Raw genomic sequence first — 16,049 nt, 5'->3', positions numbered from 1 at the left:
TGAGAGGTTCCCGCCCCTATCCTCGAGGAGTGAACTCCGACTTCAAGCGCGTCTCCGAGGCCAAGTACGTCCTACTCACTACCTTCCGCAAGGACGGAACGCCGGTGGCGACGCCGCTCTGGGCCGCGCCGGACGGCGACAAGCTCCTGATGTGGACCGTCACCGATTCCTACAAGGTCAAGCGCATCAAGCGAAACCCCTCGGTCACAGTCGCCGCGTGTGACGCGCGGGGAAATCCGAAGGGTGAACCGGTTGCCGCCGTCGCCGAGATCCTCGACGCGCCGGGCACCGATCATGCTCGCGACGCGATCGCGCGTCGCTACGGAATCCTTGGCTGGATCACCATGAAAGGCAGTCTCCTGCGCCGCGGCAAGACCGGAACGATCGGACTTGCCATCACTGCAGCTTGACCGCGTCAGTTGCCGAGCAGATCGTCCAACGCTGAATCGAACCGCGGATAGGTGAAGGGGAAGCCGTTGTCCGTCAGCACTTTCGACACGGCGTGACGACCCGTCAGGCCCAAGGCAGCGTCGCTGCGCAGCAGGAACGCGCCGAATCTGACCATGACAGCGGGCGTCGGCGGCGCAGGTGGCCGGTGAAGGTGCTTGCGCAGCCCGGCCATCAGTTCTGAATTGCGGACGGGATCCGGGGCAGTCGCGATGACCACCCCCGAGGCAGCCGAATCGGGTTCGAGGGCCCAACGAACGATCGACAGCCAGTCGTCGATGTGAATCCAACTTGTCCATTGTCGACCTGAGGCAACGCGTCCGCCCAGACCGAGACGTACGAGCAACAGGAGTCGCTCGAGCGCCGGTGTGCCCTTCTCCAATACGACGCTGGTTCGCAGGATCACTACTCGTGACGTGTTTGCTCCCTCGACCGCTGCCTCCCAGTCCTTTGCGACGTCGGTCATCTGAGGTGGTCCGTCAGCGAGTGGGGAAGCCTCGTCGAGTCGGGTCTCTCCGGCGTCGCCGTAGATTGCGAGCGTGCTCGCCTGGATCCACACCGGAACAGGGTTCGCCAGTAGTTTCGACGCTTCGACCAGCGCGCGGGTCGGATCGACACGGGAGCTGGTGAGCAGTGCGATGTTTGCCGGGCTGGGTCGGCGATCGACCAACTCGCCGGCCAGATTGATCATCGCGGCGCCGTCGAGTTCTCCTGCCCAGTCGCCTACCGTGACACCGTCCCACTGAACCTGCCTGTGCCTGCCGGGTTTTGGTGACCGAGTCAGGACCACGACGTCATACCCGCGGTCGGCGAGATCGTCGCTGATCCGGCGGCCGAGAGCGCCGGTGCCGCCGGCGATCACGACCTTCGTCATCACTGCGCCTGGCTGACCGAGGACATGTGGAAGTCGGGAATCCGCATCGGCGGCATGGCCGTGCGGGTGAACCAGTCTTTCCACTCGCGGGGAAGCGTGATCTCGGTGCGTCCAGCCTCGGTGACCCGCCGCAGGAGATCGAGCGGACTCTCGTTGAAACGGAAGTTGTTGACGGCGCCGACGATCTTGCCGTCCTCGATCAAATACACCCCGTCACGGGTGAGTCCGGTCAACAGCAGCGTCGTCGGATCCACCTCACGGATGTACCAGAGGGTTGTGAGCAGTAGACCCTTCTCGGTACCTGCGATCATGTCCTCGATCGAGGTGTCGTCACCACCGGTCAGGATGAGATTGTCGCCGGGAACTGCGACAGGTCGACCGAACTCTCGTGCAGCGTGGCGCGGGTACGCCAGCGCATTGACGACGCCGTCTCGGACCCAGTCGACGGGTTCGATCTCCATACCGTTGTCGAACAGTGAGACGGATTCACTCGACGACGTCGTGATCACGAACGGCGCGGACTGCAAGCCCTCGGCGCGGGGGTCGGAGGTGAGTGTCAGTGGCAATCCGAGCTTCTCGCCGATCCGGGTACCACCGGTGGTGGAAAGTGCGGTGTGGCCCTCTTCGGCGCCGCGCCCCTCCATGGTCCACATCAGATAGATCATCAGGTCCGCGACAGCCGAAGGCGGAAGAATCGTCTCGTAGCGGCCGGCGGGCAGACTGACCGAATTTTCCGCCCAATCGAGTCGAGTGGTCAACTGCGACAAAAGGTTCGGCACTGAAATGTCAGTGAAATCGACAGTTCCGGATCCGACCCAGGCGCTGGCGTCGCCGCGCTTGCCGTTGATCTCCACGGAGCCGGTGGCCTGAGCCGTTCTACGTCGCACGCCCGTCGAAGTTCCGAGCCAGGTGGTGTGCAACTGGTGGTGAGCGAAGCCGAACAACTGGTCATCACCGTCGAAGGCCGTGGACAGGTCGGCAGCCAACTGCGCAAAGACACCGATGTCGGTCAGGGCGGCCGGCAGGTCCCAGTCGGTCTCTCCCACCGACTGCGTGATCAGGTCGGACGCGTCGTCAGCCGGAGTGGCTGTGCGCGCAGCCTGTTCGCTTGCCTGTACGAGTGCGGAAATCTGCTCCGGATCGACACTGCTGGAACTGACAGTGCCCACCTTCGCGATGTCACCCTCGCGCACGATCGAGATCACCGTCCACGTCCGGGACAGCGAAACTCCGTTGGTGGTCATCGAATTGTTGGCCCACCGCAGCGACGCCTCACTCGCATCGGTCACGATCACCAACGATTCGTCTACCGTCCTCGCGGCCAATGCACGCTCGACGACCTGCTGCGGATCGATCACTGCTGAGCCTCCGAACGAGTATTGAGGATGTTGACTCCGCGGAACAGAGCGGACGGGCAGCCGTGGCTGACCGCCGCAACCTGACCGGGTTGCGCCTTGCCGCAGTTGAATGCGCCCTGCAGGCGCCAGGTCGACTCACCGCCAACGGCTTCCATCGAGCCCCAGAAATCCGTCGTCGTCGCCTGATACGCCACGTCACGTACCTGACCGTCGAGCTTTCCGTCACGGATCTTGAAGAACCGCTGACCGGTGAACTGAAAGTTGTAGCGCTGCATGTCGATCGACCAGGACTTGTCACCGACGACGTAGATGCCGTTCTCGACTCGCGAGATCAGGTCTGCGGTCGAGGTGTCCGTAGAAGGGTCGGGGGAGAGCGAGACGTTGGCCATTCGCTGGATGGGAACGTGATGTGCGGAGTCGGCGTACGAGCAGCCGTTGGAACGAGTCAGCCCCAGCCTCGGCGCGAACACGCGGTCTAGTTGATACCCGACCAGTGTTCCGTCTGCCACCAGATCCCACCGTTGAGAGGCGACGCCGTCGTCGTCGAATCCGACGCTGGCCAGGCCGTGCTCTTCGTTGCGATCGGCGGTCACGTGCATGAGTGGCGTTCCGTATTTCAGCGTTCCCAGCTTGTCCGGCGTCGCGAACGACGTACCGGCGTAGGCCGCTTCGTAGCCGATCGCGCGGTCGTATTCGGTGGCGTGTCCGATGGATTCGTGGATCGTGAGCCACAGATTGGTCGGATCGATCACGAGGTCGGTCGGACCCGCTTCGACGGTCGGTGCCTTCGTCTTCTCGGCCAGCCACTCCGGGATCTGCGCGAGCTCATCGCCCCAGTTCCACGTGCTCTGCGCCCCGAGGTACTCCCATCCGCGACCTACCGGCGGCGCCAAGGTGCGCATCGATTCGAAGCTGCCGGCCGACTTGTCGACGGCGGTCGCCTCGAATTCGGGGTGCAGACGCACCCGTTGCTGGGTGATCGACGAACCGGCCAGATCCGCGTAGAAAGTCTGCTCCTTGACCTGGAGGACACTCGCCGTGACGTGATCCACACCGTCAGCGGCTTGAAGCCGTCCGGAGTAGTCGACCAGCAGCGCTACCTTGTCGGCCGTCGGTGTCGCGAAGGGATCTTCGAGGTACGGGGACACCCACGTCGCGTCGGCGTAGACGGGTTCGTCGGCGAGGGTGACCGGATCCCGATTGAGCGAGCGTAATGCCTTCGCAACCTCGACCGCTTGGCGTGCCAGCGCAGCCGCGACGTCAGGGGATACCTCGGCGTGCGAGGCGAATCCCCACGTGCCGTCGACGATCACGCGGACGGCGACCCCGATCTCGTCTCCGTCGGACACCGCCTGAACTACGCCGTCGCGCAAGCGGATCGACTGTGTGAGCACGCGGTGGACACGAACATCGGCGTGCTGGGCGCCGGCTGTTCTCGCTGCCGACAGCGCTGCATCAGCGACGGCTCGCAGCGGGAGGGCGAGGAAATCTGCATCGACATCTCGGGTGACGGTCACGCACACGACGCTAGCCGACGACCGCCGATCTCAACCGAACTGCTGCCATCCGAGGCGAATCACCATGGCGATCACGACCACCAACAGCGTGATCCGGACGAATCCGGATCCCTTGCTCAGCGCCATCCGCGAACCGATGACCGCGCCGAGAACGTTGCACACCGCCATCGCCAAACCCAAACTCCACCAGACATGCCCGGTGACGGCGAAGTAGGCGAGCGCGCCGAAATTGGAACCGAGATTGATCACCTTCGCCATGGCCGCGCTCCGAACGAATTCGGTTCCGAGGAAGGTGGCGAAGCTGATGATGAGGAATGTGCCGGTGCCGGGTCCGAGCAGACCGTCGTAAAGCCCGATGAGTCCGGCGGAGAGCAGCAGGACGAGGACGGTCTTGCGCTGCGTCGGACGATGAGTGGCGATCGTGGTGCCCAGCGTCGGCCGCATTGTCACGAAGACGGCGACAGCGACGAGTACGACCATCACGATCGGAATGAAGTACTTCTTGTCGATCAGTGAAACGGCCGCGGCCCCGCACGCGGACGTCACCGCAGCCAAGGCGGCTGCCGGCGCCATCTGCCGCCATTGCATCGGGATTCGACGCGAGAACGTGTACACCGCAGCACTCGTCCCGGTGAATGCCGTCAGTTTGTTGGTGGCCAGTGCGGCCTGCGGGGTCAATTGCGGGGCGACCAGAAAGAGCGCGGGCAACAGAATCAATCCGCCGCCGCCGACGACGGCGTCCACCCAACCCGCCGCCGTTGCTGCCGTCATCAGCAGTCCCCAATCAGCAATATCCACGGCGGTGACTCTTTCACAGCTGTGACACTCTTGAGCACATGCGGAGGTTCAGCCTGTGGCTGCGAGGAAAGCCGATGATCGCGGACAGCGCGCTGGCGCTCGTGTTCTTCGCGCTCGAGGTAGTCACGTTCGTCAGTTCGCCGCGTGAGGAGCGGTGGCCTCAGCTCGTCGTCGGATTTCTGATCTGCCTTCCCGTCGTGTGGCGTCGCAAATATCCGCGTGTGTCCGCTGCGTCCATATTGTCGATGTCGTACTTCGCGACCCTGATGATGTGGGCGACCGGGGATCCGGCTGCGGAACATCCAGGCCTGCTGGCGCTCGGAGTTTCGCTCTACACACTCGTTGCGTACGTCGATCGGCGTACCGGGGCGATATTCGCGTGCTTCCTTGCCCTGGACATGACTTTCTCGTTGCTCGTCATCCGCCAAGACATGATCCTGACGATCATCATCGCGACGCTGCTCTATGCATTGGCCTGGATCACCGCCGAGTTCTTGAGCGCGCGACGTGCCTACGACGAGGAAGTGGCCGCCAGACTCGAAGTGGCCGAATACGAACGAGACCGCCGCGCCGAGGATGCGGTGGCGACGGAAAGAACCCGGATCGCCCGCGAACTCCACGACGTCGTCGCACACGCGGTCAGCGTGATGATCGTTCAGGCGGACGGCGCCTCGTACGCCGTCGATTCCAATCCGGCGTTGGCGAAGAAGGCGCTCGGCAACATCTCCAGCACCGGACGTGACGCGCTTGCCGAGCTTCGCCGGACCGTCTCGCTTCTGCGCACCGAGGTCAGTAGCGATTTGATGCCGCAACACGGAACGGCCGGCATCGCCAAGGTCGTCGAGATGATGCGTGCTGCCGGTCTCGGCGTGCGCCTCGAGCTGACCGGCGAGCTCGACGACGTCAGTCCATCGGTCAGCCTGGGCATTCATCGCCTCGTTCAGGAATCATTGACCAATGTCCTCCGCCACGCCGGCGCGAACCCGAAGGCCCGGGTCACCGTGCGCCGCACCGAGACCGCGGTACTGCTCGAGGTCGTCGACAACGGAACGTCGAGCTCGACCTTCGCTCACGGTTCGGGCAACGGATTGGTCGGCATGCGTGAGCGGGTGGCGGTACTGCACGGGACACTCGAGACGGGACGACGCCCCGACGGCAGTTGGCGTGTGTACGCAGAGTTGCCGCTCGAGATCCACGATTGATACCGGCTCGCCGCAATCGCATTGGCACCGACGTCTCAGGCCCGATAGGTTTACGCCGTGCCCATCACCGTGCTGCTAGTCGACGACCAGGAACTCATGCGGATGGGCCTGAACATGGTGCTCGAAGCACATGAGGACATCTCGGTCATCGGTGAGGCCGGTGACGGAGCCGCGGCGGTCGCAGCGGCGGTAGCGCTGAAGCCTGACGTCGTGTTGATGGATGTGCGGATGCCGATTGTCGACGGTGTGAAAGCGACGGAGCAGATTCTTGCCTCCGGGATCGAATCCAGGGTCCTGGTCATGACGACGTTCGACCTGGACGAACACGCGCTCGGCGCCCTGCGTGCCGGAGCGAGTGGGTTTCTTCTCAAAGACACCCCGCCCGAGGACCTCGTGTCGGCTATCCGCAGCGTGGCGGCCGGTGATGCGGTTGTTTCCCCGAAGGTGACACGTCGTCTGCTGTCGAGGTTCATCGTGGACGGTCCGGCGCCGCGACGCGATCCGGTGGTTCTCGACGTCCTGACCGAACGCGAACGCGAAGTCCTCGGGCACGTGGCCACGGGACTGTCGAACATCGAGATCGCACAGCAGCTGTACCTGTCCGAATCGACGATCAAGTCGCACGTCGGACGCATTCTGACCAAACTCGATCTGCGTGATCGTGTGCAGGCGGTGGTGCTGGCCTACGAGACCGGACTGGTAACTCCGGGCGCGTAGGCCAGCCGCCTGTCATGCAGCGAGCGTTTCGCTCTGCTCAGGCATCAAAAGCGCCCACTGTTGGCAGCACGATGCAGGTCTTCCCGTCTGCGTAATCGACATTGCCGAACAGAGCGGCAAACACCTTGCCGTCGCCGGTGTCGACGACCTTCGAGAGCAACGGCGTATCGAGTACGGGCAACTTCTCGTCCAACGGGACGATGCCACCCTTGAAGGTGCCGACGTTGATCCAGGCAACACTCAACCCTGAGGTCTCGGGTATGCCGACGTAACCCGGGATTGCCTGGAACCGGAGATGGTCGGCCTCGACCCACGGCGGCAACGGGAAGTTCGGACCGGCCTGTGCGGAGCTGAGGGTGACGGTGACAGGTTCACCGGCCACGCCACACCCGACCGTCGGTGCGGGGTACATGAACGACTGCGGCTTGGTGACGCCGATGTCCGGGAGATCGAGGGCGGACGTGATCTGATCAGCGCCTGCCGTGCCGATCAACTGCTGAACAGCAGCAGAGGCTTCGGGGGAGATGGCTGCGGCCTGCGCGATCAGCGCGGCAATTCCTTCGGGTACTACCGGTTCTGCGGCCGCGGTTCCCGCGCTGATCATCGTGCTGCCGGCGGTGAGTGCCACGACGGCGGCAGTGCCGGCGATGGCAGCGGGAATGCGTCGGGCGAGTGTCTTGCCGGGGAGTCGGCTCATGTCGGGCTCCTTCATTTCATGAGGCCGGGAAATGCGGCCCGAAGTGACTTGACCATGCGCATAGTCTCAACGTCAACTTGAGGTTTAGAATCGTTAGCGGAGCGTTAGTTAACGCCAGGCAAGTCGCACGTGCGTGAGAGAAGGCCCGCGTGACTCACGGCACTCGCCTGTTTTGCACCTCTGCGTCGTTGTCGGGAGAAAATCCGGCCCCTCGAGCGTTGAACGGATAGACCGTCTGAAAGGGGACGTCATGATCGCCGCCGTATTCCTCCTCTACGTGATCGTCGAGATCGCCGCATTGGTCATCGTGGGCAACGCCATCGGTGTCGCCTGGACAGTGCTGCTGTTTCTCGCCGGTTCGCTTGTCGGATTGATCCTCATGCGTTCGCAGTGGCGACGAGTCATGGACGGATTCCGCAAGGCAACGCGAGGTGAGGGATCGCCGTCACTGGCGGTCGCCGACGGCGCCTTGGTCGCGGCGGGCTCCGCGTTGATGTTCGTACCCGGACTCGTGACTTCGGTTCTGGGCCTTCTGCTTCTGATTCCGCCGACCCGGTGGGCGCTCCGCCCGCTTGCGGTGCTCCTGGCAGGCAAGCGCGCAGCAGCATTTGCCGCCGGTGGTGACGCCTTCGCCGGAACCGTCGGCTACGCGGCGCGCATGCGCGGAAACGGCGAGGTGATCGACGGCGAGATCATCGTCGAGACACCCGAAACCACCGAGTACGTAGCAAGCAACGGCAAGGAACTGGTCCTCGAGGGTGAGATTCTGGACACGGATACACCCACCCGTTCGCGGGGGCCGCAGTACTAACAGGCAGACTGGGTGCTCGTGACTACTCGTCTGCTGGTCAACGGCCGGATCTACAGTTCATTTGCACCTGACGCGACCTCGATCGCCATCACCGACGGCACCGTCGTGTGGGTCGGCGACGAGCGCGCCGGACGGGCGTTGCACCCCGCCGCGGAGATCGAAGACCTGGGCGGTGCGTTTGTCACTCCCGGGTTCGTCGACACCCACGTCCACATCACTGCATTGGGACTCAATCTCGTCGGTCTGGATCTCGTGGGCGCGAACTCACTGGACGAATGCCTCTCGCGAGTACGAACATTCGCAGCGGCAAACCCCGAAACTGCCCATCCCGACGCAGTCATCTGGGGACATGGTTGGGATGACACCGAGTGGGCAGATCAGACGCCGCCTTCGACCGCGGATCTCGACGCGGCTGCCCCTGGCCGCAAGGTGTATCTCTCGCGGATCGACGTTCACTCGGCCGCGTGCTCGAGCGCATTGCGCGACGGGATCTCCGCCCTCGCCGACACTGCCGGATACTCGGCCGACGGCCCGCTGACCTTCGATTCACACCACCTGGCGCGCAATGCGGCTCGGAACCTGCTGACCGAATCTCAGCGCGCGTCTGCTCGTACCGCGGCGCTCGATCTGTGCGCCTCCCGCGGGATCGTCGCAGTGCACGAGTGCGGCGGACCGGACATCTCGGGACTGACCGATTTCCAGGAACTACTGGCCCACGACCACGGAGTGGAGGTTCGGGGCTACTGGGGTGAGCGCGTCGACACCGAAGAGGATGCTCGTGCACTCCTCGACAAAACCGGAGCAGACGGACTCGGCGGGGATCTATTCATCGACGGTTCGCTCGGTTCGCATACCGCGTGGCTGCTCGAACCCTATGCAGACCAACCTGATTCGACGGGCAACGCCTATCTCGACGTCGACGCGATCGCCGCACACATCCGGGCCTGCACCCTCGCGGGTGTCCAGGCCGGCTTCCATGCGATCGGTGACGGTGCCGTCTCGTCGGCAGCGGCCGCGTTCCGCAAGGTCGCCGACGAACTGGGTGGCCCCAAGGTCGCCGCGTTGGGTCACCGCCTCGAGCACGCGGAAATGATGTCGATGGCTGACGCGGAAACCTTCGCGGCCTTGGGTGTCATCGCGAGCGTCCAACCGGTGTTCGACGCACTGTGGGGCGGTACCGACGGTCTGTACGCCACGCGCCTGGGAGTCGACCGCGCAGCAGCGTTGAATCCGTTTGCACCTGCTGCCGGTAAGGGTGTCTCGCTCGCATTCAGCTCCGATGCCCCGGTCACCCCCATCGAGCCGTGGGCGATGCTGCGCGCCGCTGTCCAGCACCGCACCGACGGAAGTGGAATCTCACCGCGTGCGGCCTTCTCCGCCGCAACGCGCGGCGCCTGGCGCGCGGGCGGAGTGCGGGACGGCGCCGCGGGAACGCTCAATCCGGGTGCACCCGCCTCCTACGTGTTGTGGGAGGCAGGCGAACTCGAAGTCAGTGCACCGGCCGATTCGGTCCAGCGATGGTCTACCGATCCGCGCTCGCGAGTACCCGCTCTGCCCAGGCTGGCGGAAGATGCGCCGATTCCGGTCTGCATCAAGTCGGTGCATCGCGGACGCGTCGTCTACCAGCGCGGCTCGACGAGTGAGTGAGGCCGGCGCAGAGGCGCCCAGCAGCGATCGCTCCCGCGTGAACGCTGTGCTCACCGGTTCGGCATGGCTACGTTCGCTGTACGCAGCCGCAGGCGGATTCTTGATCTTCGCCGGGTTCCCACCTCGTCCGCTGTGGTTTCTGGCGCCAGTCGGGATCGCTCTTCTGACGTGCGTGTTGACGAACTTCGGTCGAGGCGGATTGCGTCTTCGTGCCGGCTTCGGTTACGGGTACCTGGCCGGTCTCGGATTCCTGGTGCCGTTGCTTCCGTGGATCGGTGTGTTCGTGGGCGCGGTCCCGTGGATCGCGTTGGCCGCGGTGGAGTCGTTGTTCATCGGACTGTTCGGGTTGCTGGCGGTACTGGTGGCGAGGTTGCCTTGGGCACCTTTGTGGATTGCCGCGACCTGGACGCTTACCGAGTGGCTCCGTTCCAGCGTTCCTTTCGGCGGATTTCCTTGGGGCAGGCTCGCATTCGGTCAATCCGAAGGGTGGCTCCTCCCACTCGCGAGTATCGGCGGTGCGCCGCTGCTCAGCTTCGCGGTGGCCCTGACCGGTACCGGCTTGGCAGCAGTCGTCGTCACTGTCGCGGCAAAACGATGGGACCGAGGATTCTTCGGAGCCGTTGCCGCCGCCATCGTGCCCGTGATCGTTGCTCTCGTGGTGTCGCCGTTTCTTGCCACCATGGATTCCGGCGACCGAACGATCACCGTCGCCGCGATCCAGGGCAGCGTTCCGCGGTTGGGCTTGGACTTCAACTCGCAACGCAAGCAGGTCCTCGACAACCACGTCACCGAAACCGTGAAACTGGCAGCCGAGGTGGACGCGGGCCGCGTCGATCAGCCTGACGTCGTGATCTGGCCGGAAAATGCCTCGGACATCGACCCACTGCGAAACGCCGATGCCGCGGCCGACATCACCCGAGCCTCCGAAGCGATCGGAGCCCCGATTCTTGTCGGCACCGTACTCGTGAATGCCGATCGTACGACCACCAATTCAGTGATCGTGTGGGACGGCGCCAATGGTCCTCAGGAACAGCACGACAAGAAGATCATCCAGCCGTTCGGTGAATACCTGCCATACCGAAGCTTCTTCCGGAACTTCTCCTCGTACGCCGATCGTGCGGGCAATTTCGTGCCCGGCGAGGGCAACGGCGTTGTCCACGCAGCGGGTGTACCGATCGGCGTCGCGACTTGTTACGAGGTTGCGTTCGACCGGGCGTTCCAGGAATCGGTGCGCAATGGTGCGCAGCTGCTGGCAGTACCGACCAACAACGCCACCTTCGGGGACACCGAGATGACGTATCAGCAGCTGGCAATGTCCCGTGTGCGGGCTGTCGAGCACGGCCGTGCCGTCGTTGTGGCCGCAACCAGTGGTGTCAGCGCAATCATCGCTCCCGACGGGGCAGTGACGTCGCAGACCGACCTGTTCGTGCCGGCGGCACTTGTGGCCAAGGTGCCGCTCTCGACCAGCTCCACCCTCGCTACCCGAGTAGGTCCGGCGCCGGAGATCGTGCTCAGCATCATCGCGGTCGGTGCGATTGCCATGGCGCTGGTAGCCCGGCGCCGAGATCGGGCCGAGCAATCACCTGAGGAGACTGCGGCAATCTGACCCGAGCAACGGATATCGGGCTGCCGATGTTCCGAGGGGCGCCTACGCGGGTACTCGCTGTGCCACCCGTTCCTGCGTAAAGGCGGCCTCCTGTGACCGAGCCAGACAAGACCGAGCCAGACAAGGCCCAGCCTGAGAAGACCGAGCCCCAGACTGCAGTTCGCAAGACCAGTGTCGTCGACGCGGTGCTGCAGTCACCGCTCGCGGGGCTGTCACCGTGGATCCTGCTGTCCTTGCTCTCCGGGCCGGGAAGGTTCGAGGAATCCGCGGCCGCCGCGCTCGGGTTGTCGCTGCTGATCTTGGCGGCCAGTCACCGGCGCGGCGGCACGGTGAAGCTGTTGGAGGTCTTCGACGTCGTGTTCTTCGGCGTTCTGGCGGCCATCGGCCTCCTCGCGTCGGCGAACACGATTCGGTGGTTCGAACTCTGGGGAGGCGAACTGACCAACATCGCGCTGGTGGTCTTTGCCTTCGGATCGATCCTGCTCCGCAATCCTTTCACTTTGCAGTACGCGAAAGAGTCGACGCCTGAAGAGTATTGGACGACGCCACTGTTTCTGCGCATCAACTACGTCATCACCGCAGTGTGGGCGCTCGCCTTCACATGGTCGGCCGCAGTGGGCTTGTTCGGAGACGCACTGCTGCACGACGGAGACAACTTCTGGACCGGATGGATTCTGCAGTTGCTCGGAACCTTCTTCGCGATCTCCTTCACCGAGTGGTACCCCGAGTATGCGCCGAACAAGGCCGCTCAGGCTCAGGGCCTCGAAACCGAACCACCGCAGTCGATTTTCAGGCTGTTCGACTTTTTGCCGGTGTTCGTAGCCGTGACCGGCATCGCGGGGTTGGTGACCGACTCCGTTTCCGTGACCGCAGGCGTCACGTTGATTCTGGTCGGCGTGTTCGGACATCTGGCGATGCGACGGTTCACCGTCGACTAGGAGCTCTCGGTGATCTCGCGCCGACGGGAACTTGGTGCACGATCGTCTCGATGACCGGCAGGTGCCGGCTGATGCACGGAATTTGTCCGTTTCTGCGATAGTCAGTGCACCTGCCGTGCAATGGAAACGAGGGAAATTGAGCGTTATTTCGAGTACTGCACACAAGCACGAGCCCATACACGGACGACGTCCACCAGCGGATCACCGCTTCCTCGGACTCGACACACGCGTCTTCCCACACGCCCTCGCGATCTTGGGGGTGTGGATGCTCTGGACTGTGATCGTGCCCGCCATCGATTCCGCTGTCTCCTCCGAAGATCCAACCGGCGCCGGAGACCGAATGGCCGTGACCGAAACGGTCTCCTTCGCCGCACCTGCGGGCTGGAATGTCGAGAGTGGTTTCCGAACCGACCAACATGGCGCGTCCGATTCGCTCCCACGTGTGACGTTGACCGGCGGCACCGTCACCGTGAGCGTCGACGCCGACACATTCAGTGGAACTGCCGACGAGCTCCTCTCCCAAACAGATGCCGTGAGTCTTGCGACGAACGGCAGTTCCGTGCTTGCGGTCTCCGGTACACGCCAGCCGATCAGCACCGACGGGGGTCTGAGCGGCGTCCAGGTCAGCTTTGACACTCCGCGGTCCGCCGGATCGGTGACCACATTCGTCACCGACGGCGAGGGAATTCGGGTACAGGTAGTCGGCCCACCCGATCAGATCGCCGCCCGCAGTCGAGAAATCACCGACATGATCGCCTCCATCGGCACACATGAGGGAGACACCAAGTGAGCAGCGATCTCCTCGAAACCCGCTCTCGCGCATTCGATACGACGGCCTGGGGCGAGAAATTTCACTTCTTCCAACCACGCAACGTCGTGTTCTGGATATACCTGTGGATGTGCGGATTCGGCCTCGTCAAAGGCTGGCAGATGTTCGCCCCCTTCGCCGGATACTTCGGGCGCGCACTCCTCGTTGCCGGCATCGTCGGCATCATCAGCGCCGCGGTCTGGACATGGTGGTTCCGGCACATCGACCGCTACGAACGCCAACCCGTAGGACTAGTGGTCACCGGCTTCATCTGGGGCGCCACCGCAGCAACGTTCACTATCGCGGTACCCGCGAACGGAGCAGTCGGCTCGCTCTACACGAAGATTTTCGGGCAGGTATGGGCTCAGGACTGGCATGCGGGCCTCTCTGCACCGTTCGTGGAGGAAACCGCCAAAGGCATCGGCATCGTCGTCCTCCTCGCGCTTGCACCGCGACTGGTGCGCACCGCAACCGACGGCCTGCTCCTCGGCGCTTTCATCGGCTTGGGATTTCAGACCAGCGAAGACTTTCTGTACTCGATTGCCGGCGCGACGCAGGGCTTCGGCGCCCACCAAACCGACGGCCTGATCGGTTCCATCGCCACCCGCACCTACTCCGACATCGTCTCTCATCCCCTCTTTACAGCCCTTTTCTGCGCCGGCGTGATCTATCTGATCGGCACCCCGGCCCAGCCCCGGCGGATCGGACGCGGATTGGCGTTGATCGTGGCACCCATCCTGATCCACGGCGTGTGGGATTCGATGCTCGCGATCGCCGGCGGCAGCAGTTCGCTCGTGTTCGTCATCATGATCGGCGACATCGTCTTCGCTTTCACTGCCTTGTGGATCGCGTTCGTCTGGGCGCACCCACGTGAATCCCACTTCGTCCGTGACATTCTCGCCCCGGAAATCGAGTCCGGCGTCCTGACCGACGCCGAGGTGACAGCCGCCGGCGGATGGCGACAACAACGCACGTACGCGAAAGCCGCACCCACTCGCACCGAACGTCGCCAACGACGACATATCGTTCGTGCCGCGCTGGATCTGTGCAGCGACCTTGCTGTCAGCAAGGGCGACGACAGCTCCCAGGTCGTCGAATCACGCAACGAAATCACCCGCCTCCGCCAAGGAACCGCGGCACAGAGCATCGATCGGTGACCGCGAAGTAGCGGAAGTACCGTTCAGCACCGTAAGTCATTTACCCACACCCCAGTCGGCGTGAGTGGGGTACCGAAGTTTGGTGTGTCGCGGGGTGGGGGATACAGCTCACACTGGTGCACGAAGCAGTGCCGATGGTTCTCCAGCGCGAATCGCGAATCCGCGCACTGTCGGCTCGCGAGTGCGCCTGGATGCTGAATAACGTTGTCCTGAAGTGCCTTTGAGGACCGCGAAGCATCCTGAAGTTGCCACGTCGAAGAAGGGCCGAAGTATGACGTCGACTTGTGAACGATCACTCCCCGTAGAACGAGAAAGACCGCCCGGTGTAGAACCGGACGGTCTTGATCGAAGTGCTAGTTCATGCGCCGCGACGCTTGGCCTTCAGCAAATCGAGACGCTCTTTGAGGAGCTCTTCGAGTTCCTCGACCGAGCGACGCTCGAGCAGCATGTCCCAGTGGGTGCGGGGAGGCTTGACCTTCTTGGCTTCGGGGGCAGTTCCCTCCATGAGGGCGCCTTCGAGGCCGTTGCGGCACAACCAGGTGCCGGGGATCTCGGCTTCGTCCGCGAACGGGATGTCGAAGATCTCGCCGTTCTCGCACTTGTACTTGGCCATACGACGGGGCGCGAGGTCATGGTCACGGTCGGTCTCGTAGCTCACAGCTCCGAGACGGCTACCTCGAAGTACGCGATCTGCCATGGTGGTGTCCTCTCTTCGTTCGTCACCGCTGGTGGGCGCCCTGACTTGGGGAGTAGACGCTCACACTCATCTACAACGCCACGAGCACCCGATTGGTTCCCGTGTGGCGAGAAGACGCAACCTCTCCATCTTACCGGGTACCGCGCGCGTTCATCGAAGGCGTCCGAATCTCGAGTACAGTGTCGACTCATGGCTGAGAGCACACGCGTCGGATCACCGCAGACTGCGCGTTCCGGAAACCCGTGTGTGTGGTGCGGCCGCGAGGTCGCGGTGACGGGAGTGGGTCGTCGTCGCCGGTACTGCAGCCAGTCTTGTCGCCAGCGCGCGTACGAGCAGCGCAATGCCGTCAAGGGCACGTCGATCCCGGCTGACGCCGTCATCTTGACCGCCGTCGAGGCCGTCGAACTGGTGGATCGGATGTTCGAGGTTCGCTGCGCCGCCGAAGATGTGGCGACTGCTGTTGCCGAGGGAGCCGAAAGTTCGGAACTCGCACAGTTGTGTGAACGGTTGACCGAACTTGCCCGTGAAGCCGAACGTTTCCGGTGAAGCAGGTGTGGGCAACCGGTTTCTAGCCTTGCGTTGAGCACCGCAGCACTGCGGTGCGCCTGACGCCTGACGACGACAAATTCTGATCCTGAGTTCGGACCTTCGGGGAGGTTCGGACTTCGAAGCGACCCTTCGTCGAGGTCGATGACCTTCGGCTGCGCTCTCGCAGGATCGCCACATGGTTTCCACTCGATATCGAGGCGGTGCGATGTTTCTCTTCAATCCCCGA

At 63.6% G+C, this 16,049-nt stretch carries 16 protein-coding genes; 10 read left to right on the top strand and 6 right to left on the bottom strand.

Annotated elements, in window-relative coordinates; all coding sequences use genetic code 11:
- Window positions 1–29: 29 nt before the first annotated feature.
- The gene (locus tag AC3WQS_RS20770) at window positions 30–410 is read left to right on the top strand and encodes a PPOX class F420-dependent oxidoreductase (RefSeq protein ID WP_029255376.1); all 381 of its coding nucleotides are present in this window, start codon (window positions 30–32) and stop codon (window positions 408–410) included.
- 5 nt (window positions 411–415) lie between these two features.
- Here the strand turns inward: AC3WQS_RS20770 and AC3WQS_RS20765 are convergent, their stop codons facing one another.
- Genes AC3WQS_RS20765 through AC3WQS_RS20750 form a run of 4 tightly spaced genes read right to left on the bottom strand, consistent with a single transcriptional unit; the run spans window position 416 to window position 4,994 of the window.
- Window positions 416–1,321, bottom strand: coding sequence for a TIGR01777 family oxidoreductase (locus AC3WQS_RS20765; RefSeq protein WP_492712227.1), 906 nt, complete (start codon window positions 1,319–1,321; stop codon window positions 416–418).
- Complete coding sequence (locus AC3WQS_RS20760) at window positions 1,321–2,679, bottom strand: metallopeptidase TldD-related protein (protein ID WP_492712226.1); 1,359 nt, start codon at window positions 2,677–2,679, stop codon at window positions 1,321–1,323. The genes AC3WQS_RS20765 and AC3WQS_RS20760 overlap by 1 nt, the downstream gene beginning before the upstream one ends.
- Window positions 2,676–4,196, bottom strand: coding sequence for a TldD/PmbA family protein (locus AC3WQS_RS20755; protein WP_029538132.1), 1,521 nt, complete (start codon window positions 4,194–4,196; stop codon window positions 2,676–2,678). Before AC3WQS_RS20755 ends, AC3WQS_RS20760 begins: the two co-directional genes overlap by 4 nt.
- Before the next feature lie 30 nt (window positions 4,197–4,226).
- A complete protein-coding gene (locus tag AC3WQS_RS20750) occupies window positions 4,227–4,994 on the bottom strand; it encodes a TSUP family transporter (protein WP_080910376.1) in 768 nt (255 codons plus the stop codon).
- 38 nt (window positions 4,995–5,032) lie between these two features.
- Here AC3WQS_RS20750 and AC3WQS_RS20745 point away from each other — a divergent pair, with 38 nt between their 5' ends.
- Window positions 5,033–6,196 (top strand): sensor histidine kinase, encoded by a 1,164-nt coding sequence (locus AC3WQS_RS20745; protein ID WP_492712225.1) that lies wholly within the window; start codon window positions 5,033–5,035, stop codon window positions 6,194–6,196.
- Between the two features lie 57 nt (window positions 6,197–6,253).
- Window positions 6,254–6,913, top strand: a complete 660-nt coding sequence (locus tag AC3WQS_RS20740) for a response regulator (RefSeq protein ID WP_003945024.1) — start codon at window positions 6,254–6,256, stop codon at window positions 6,911–6,913.
- A gap of 37 nt (window positions 6,914–6,950) precedes the next feature.
- Here AC3WQS_RS20740 and AC3WQS_RS20735 read toward each other — a convergent pair whose 3' ends face one another.
- Complete coding sequence (locus AC3WQS_RS20735) at window positions 6,951–7,610, bottom strand: hypothetical protein (RefSeq protein ID WP_355331953.1); 660 nt, start codon at window positions 7,608–7,610, stop codon at window positions 6,951–6,953.
- Between the two features lie 250 nt (window positions 7,611–7,860).
- Between AC3WQS_RS20735 and AC3WQS_RS20730 the strand changes: the two genes are divergently transcribed.
- From AC3WQS_RS20730 to AC3WQS_RS20705, 6 genes are all read left to right on the top strand, one after another.
- Window positions 7,861–8,421 carry an FxsA family protein gene (locus AC3WQS_RS20730; RefSeq protein WP_003944915.1) on the top strand — a complete coding sequence of 187 codons (561 nt, stop codon included), beginning with the start codon at window positions 7,861–7,863 and terminating at the stop codon, window positions 8,419–8,421.
- A 12-nt stretch (window positions 8,422–8,433) separates the two neighbouring features.
- Window positions 8,434–10,068, top strand: a complete 1,635-nt coding sequence (locus AC3WQS_RS20725; protein WP_492712224.1) for an amidohydrolase — start codon at window positions 8,434–8,436, stop codon at window positions 10,066–10,068.
- A gap of 37 nt (window positions 10,069–10,105) precedes the next feature.
- Window positions 10,106–11,674, top strand: a complete 1,569-nt coding sequence (gene lnt / locus AC3WQS_RS20720; protein WP_492712293.1) for an apolipoprotein N-acyltransferase — start codon at window positions 10,106–10,108, stop codon at window positions 11,672–11,674.
- A 92-nt stretch (window positions 11,675–11,766) separates the two neighbouring features.
- A complete protein-coding gene (locus AC3WQS_RS20715) occupies window positions 11,767–12,612 on the top strand; it encodes a hypothetical protein (RefSeq protein WP_019748476.1) in 846 nt (281 codons plus the stop codon).
- Between the two features lie 136 nt (window positions 12,613–12,748).
- A complete protein-coding gene (locus AC3WQS_RS20710; RefSeq protein ID WP_241896109.1) occupies window positions 12,749–13,402 on the top strand; it encodes a hypothetical protein in 654 nt (217 codons plus the stop codon).
- Window positions 13,399–14,577 carry a PrsW family intramembrane metalloprotease gene (locus tag AC3WQS_RS20705; RefSeq protein ID WP_019748474.1) on the top strand — a complete coding sequence of 393 codons (1,179 nt, stop codon included), beginning with the start codon at window positions 13,399–13,401 and terminating at the stop codon, window positions 14,575–14,577. The genes AC3WQS_RS20710 and AC3WQS_RS20705 overlap by 4 nt, the downstream gene beginning before the upstream one ends.
- A gap of 358 nt (window positions 14,578–14,935) precedes the next feature.
- Here AC3WQS_RS20705 and AC3WQS_RS20700 read toward each other — a convergent pair whose 3' ends face one another.
- Window positions 14,936–15,274, bottom strand: coding sequence for an RNA polymerase-binding protein RbpA (locus AC3WQS_RS20700; RefSeq protein ID WP_019748472.1), 339 nt, complete (start codon window positions 15,272–15,274; stop codon window positions 14,936–14,938).
- Window positions 15,275–15,463: 189 nt separating this feature from the next.
- Between AC3WQS_RS20700 and AC3WQS_RS20695 the strand changes: the two genes are divergently transcribed.
- Window positions 15,464–15,820, top strand: a complete 357-nt coding sequence (locus AC3WQS_RS20695) for a hypothetical protein (protein ID WP_080657174.1) — start codon at window positions 15,464–15,466, stop codon at window positions 15,818–15,820.
- Window positions 15,821–16,049 lie beyond the last annotated feature (229 nt).

Source organism: Rhodococcus sp. FW305-130, assembly GCF_058788335.1.
The sequence above is the reverse complement of the archived record's forward strand: the minus strand, read 5'-3'. Positions and strand labels throughout refer to the sequence as shown.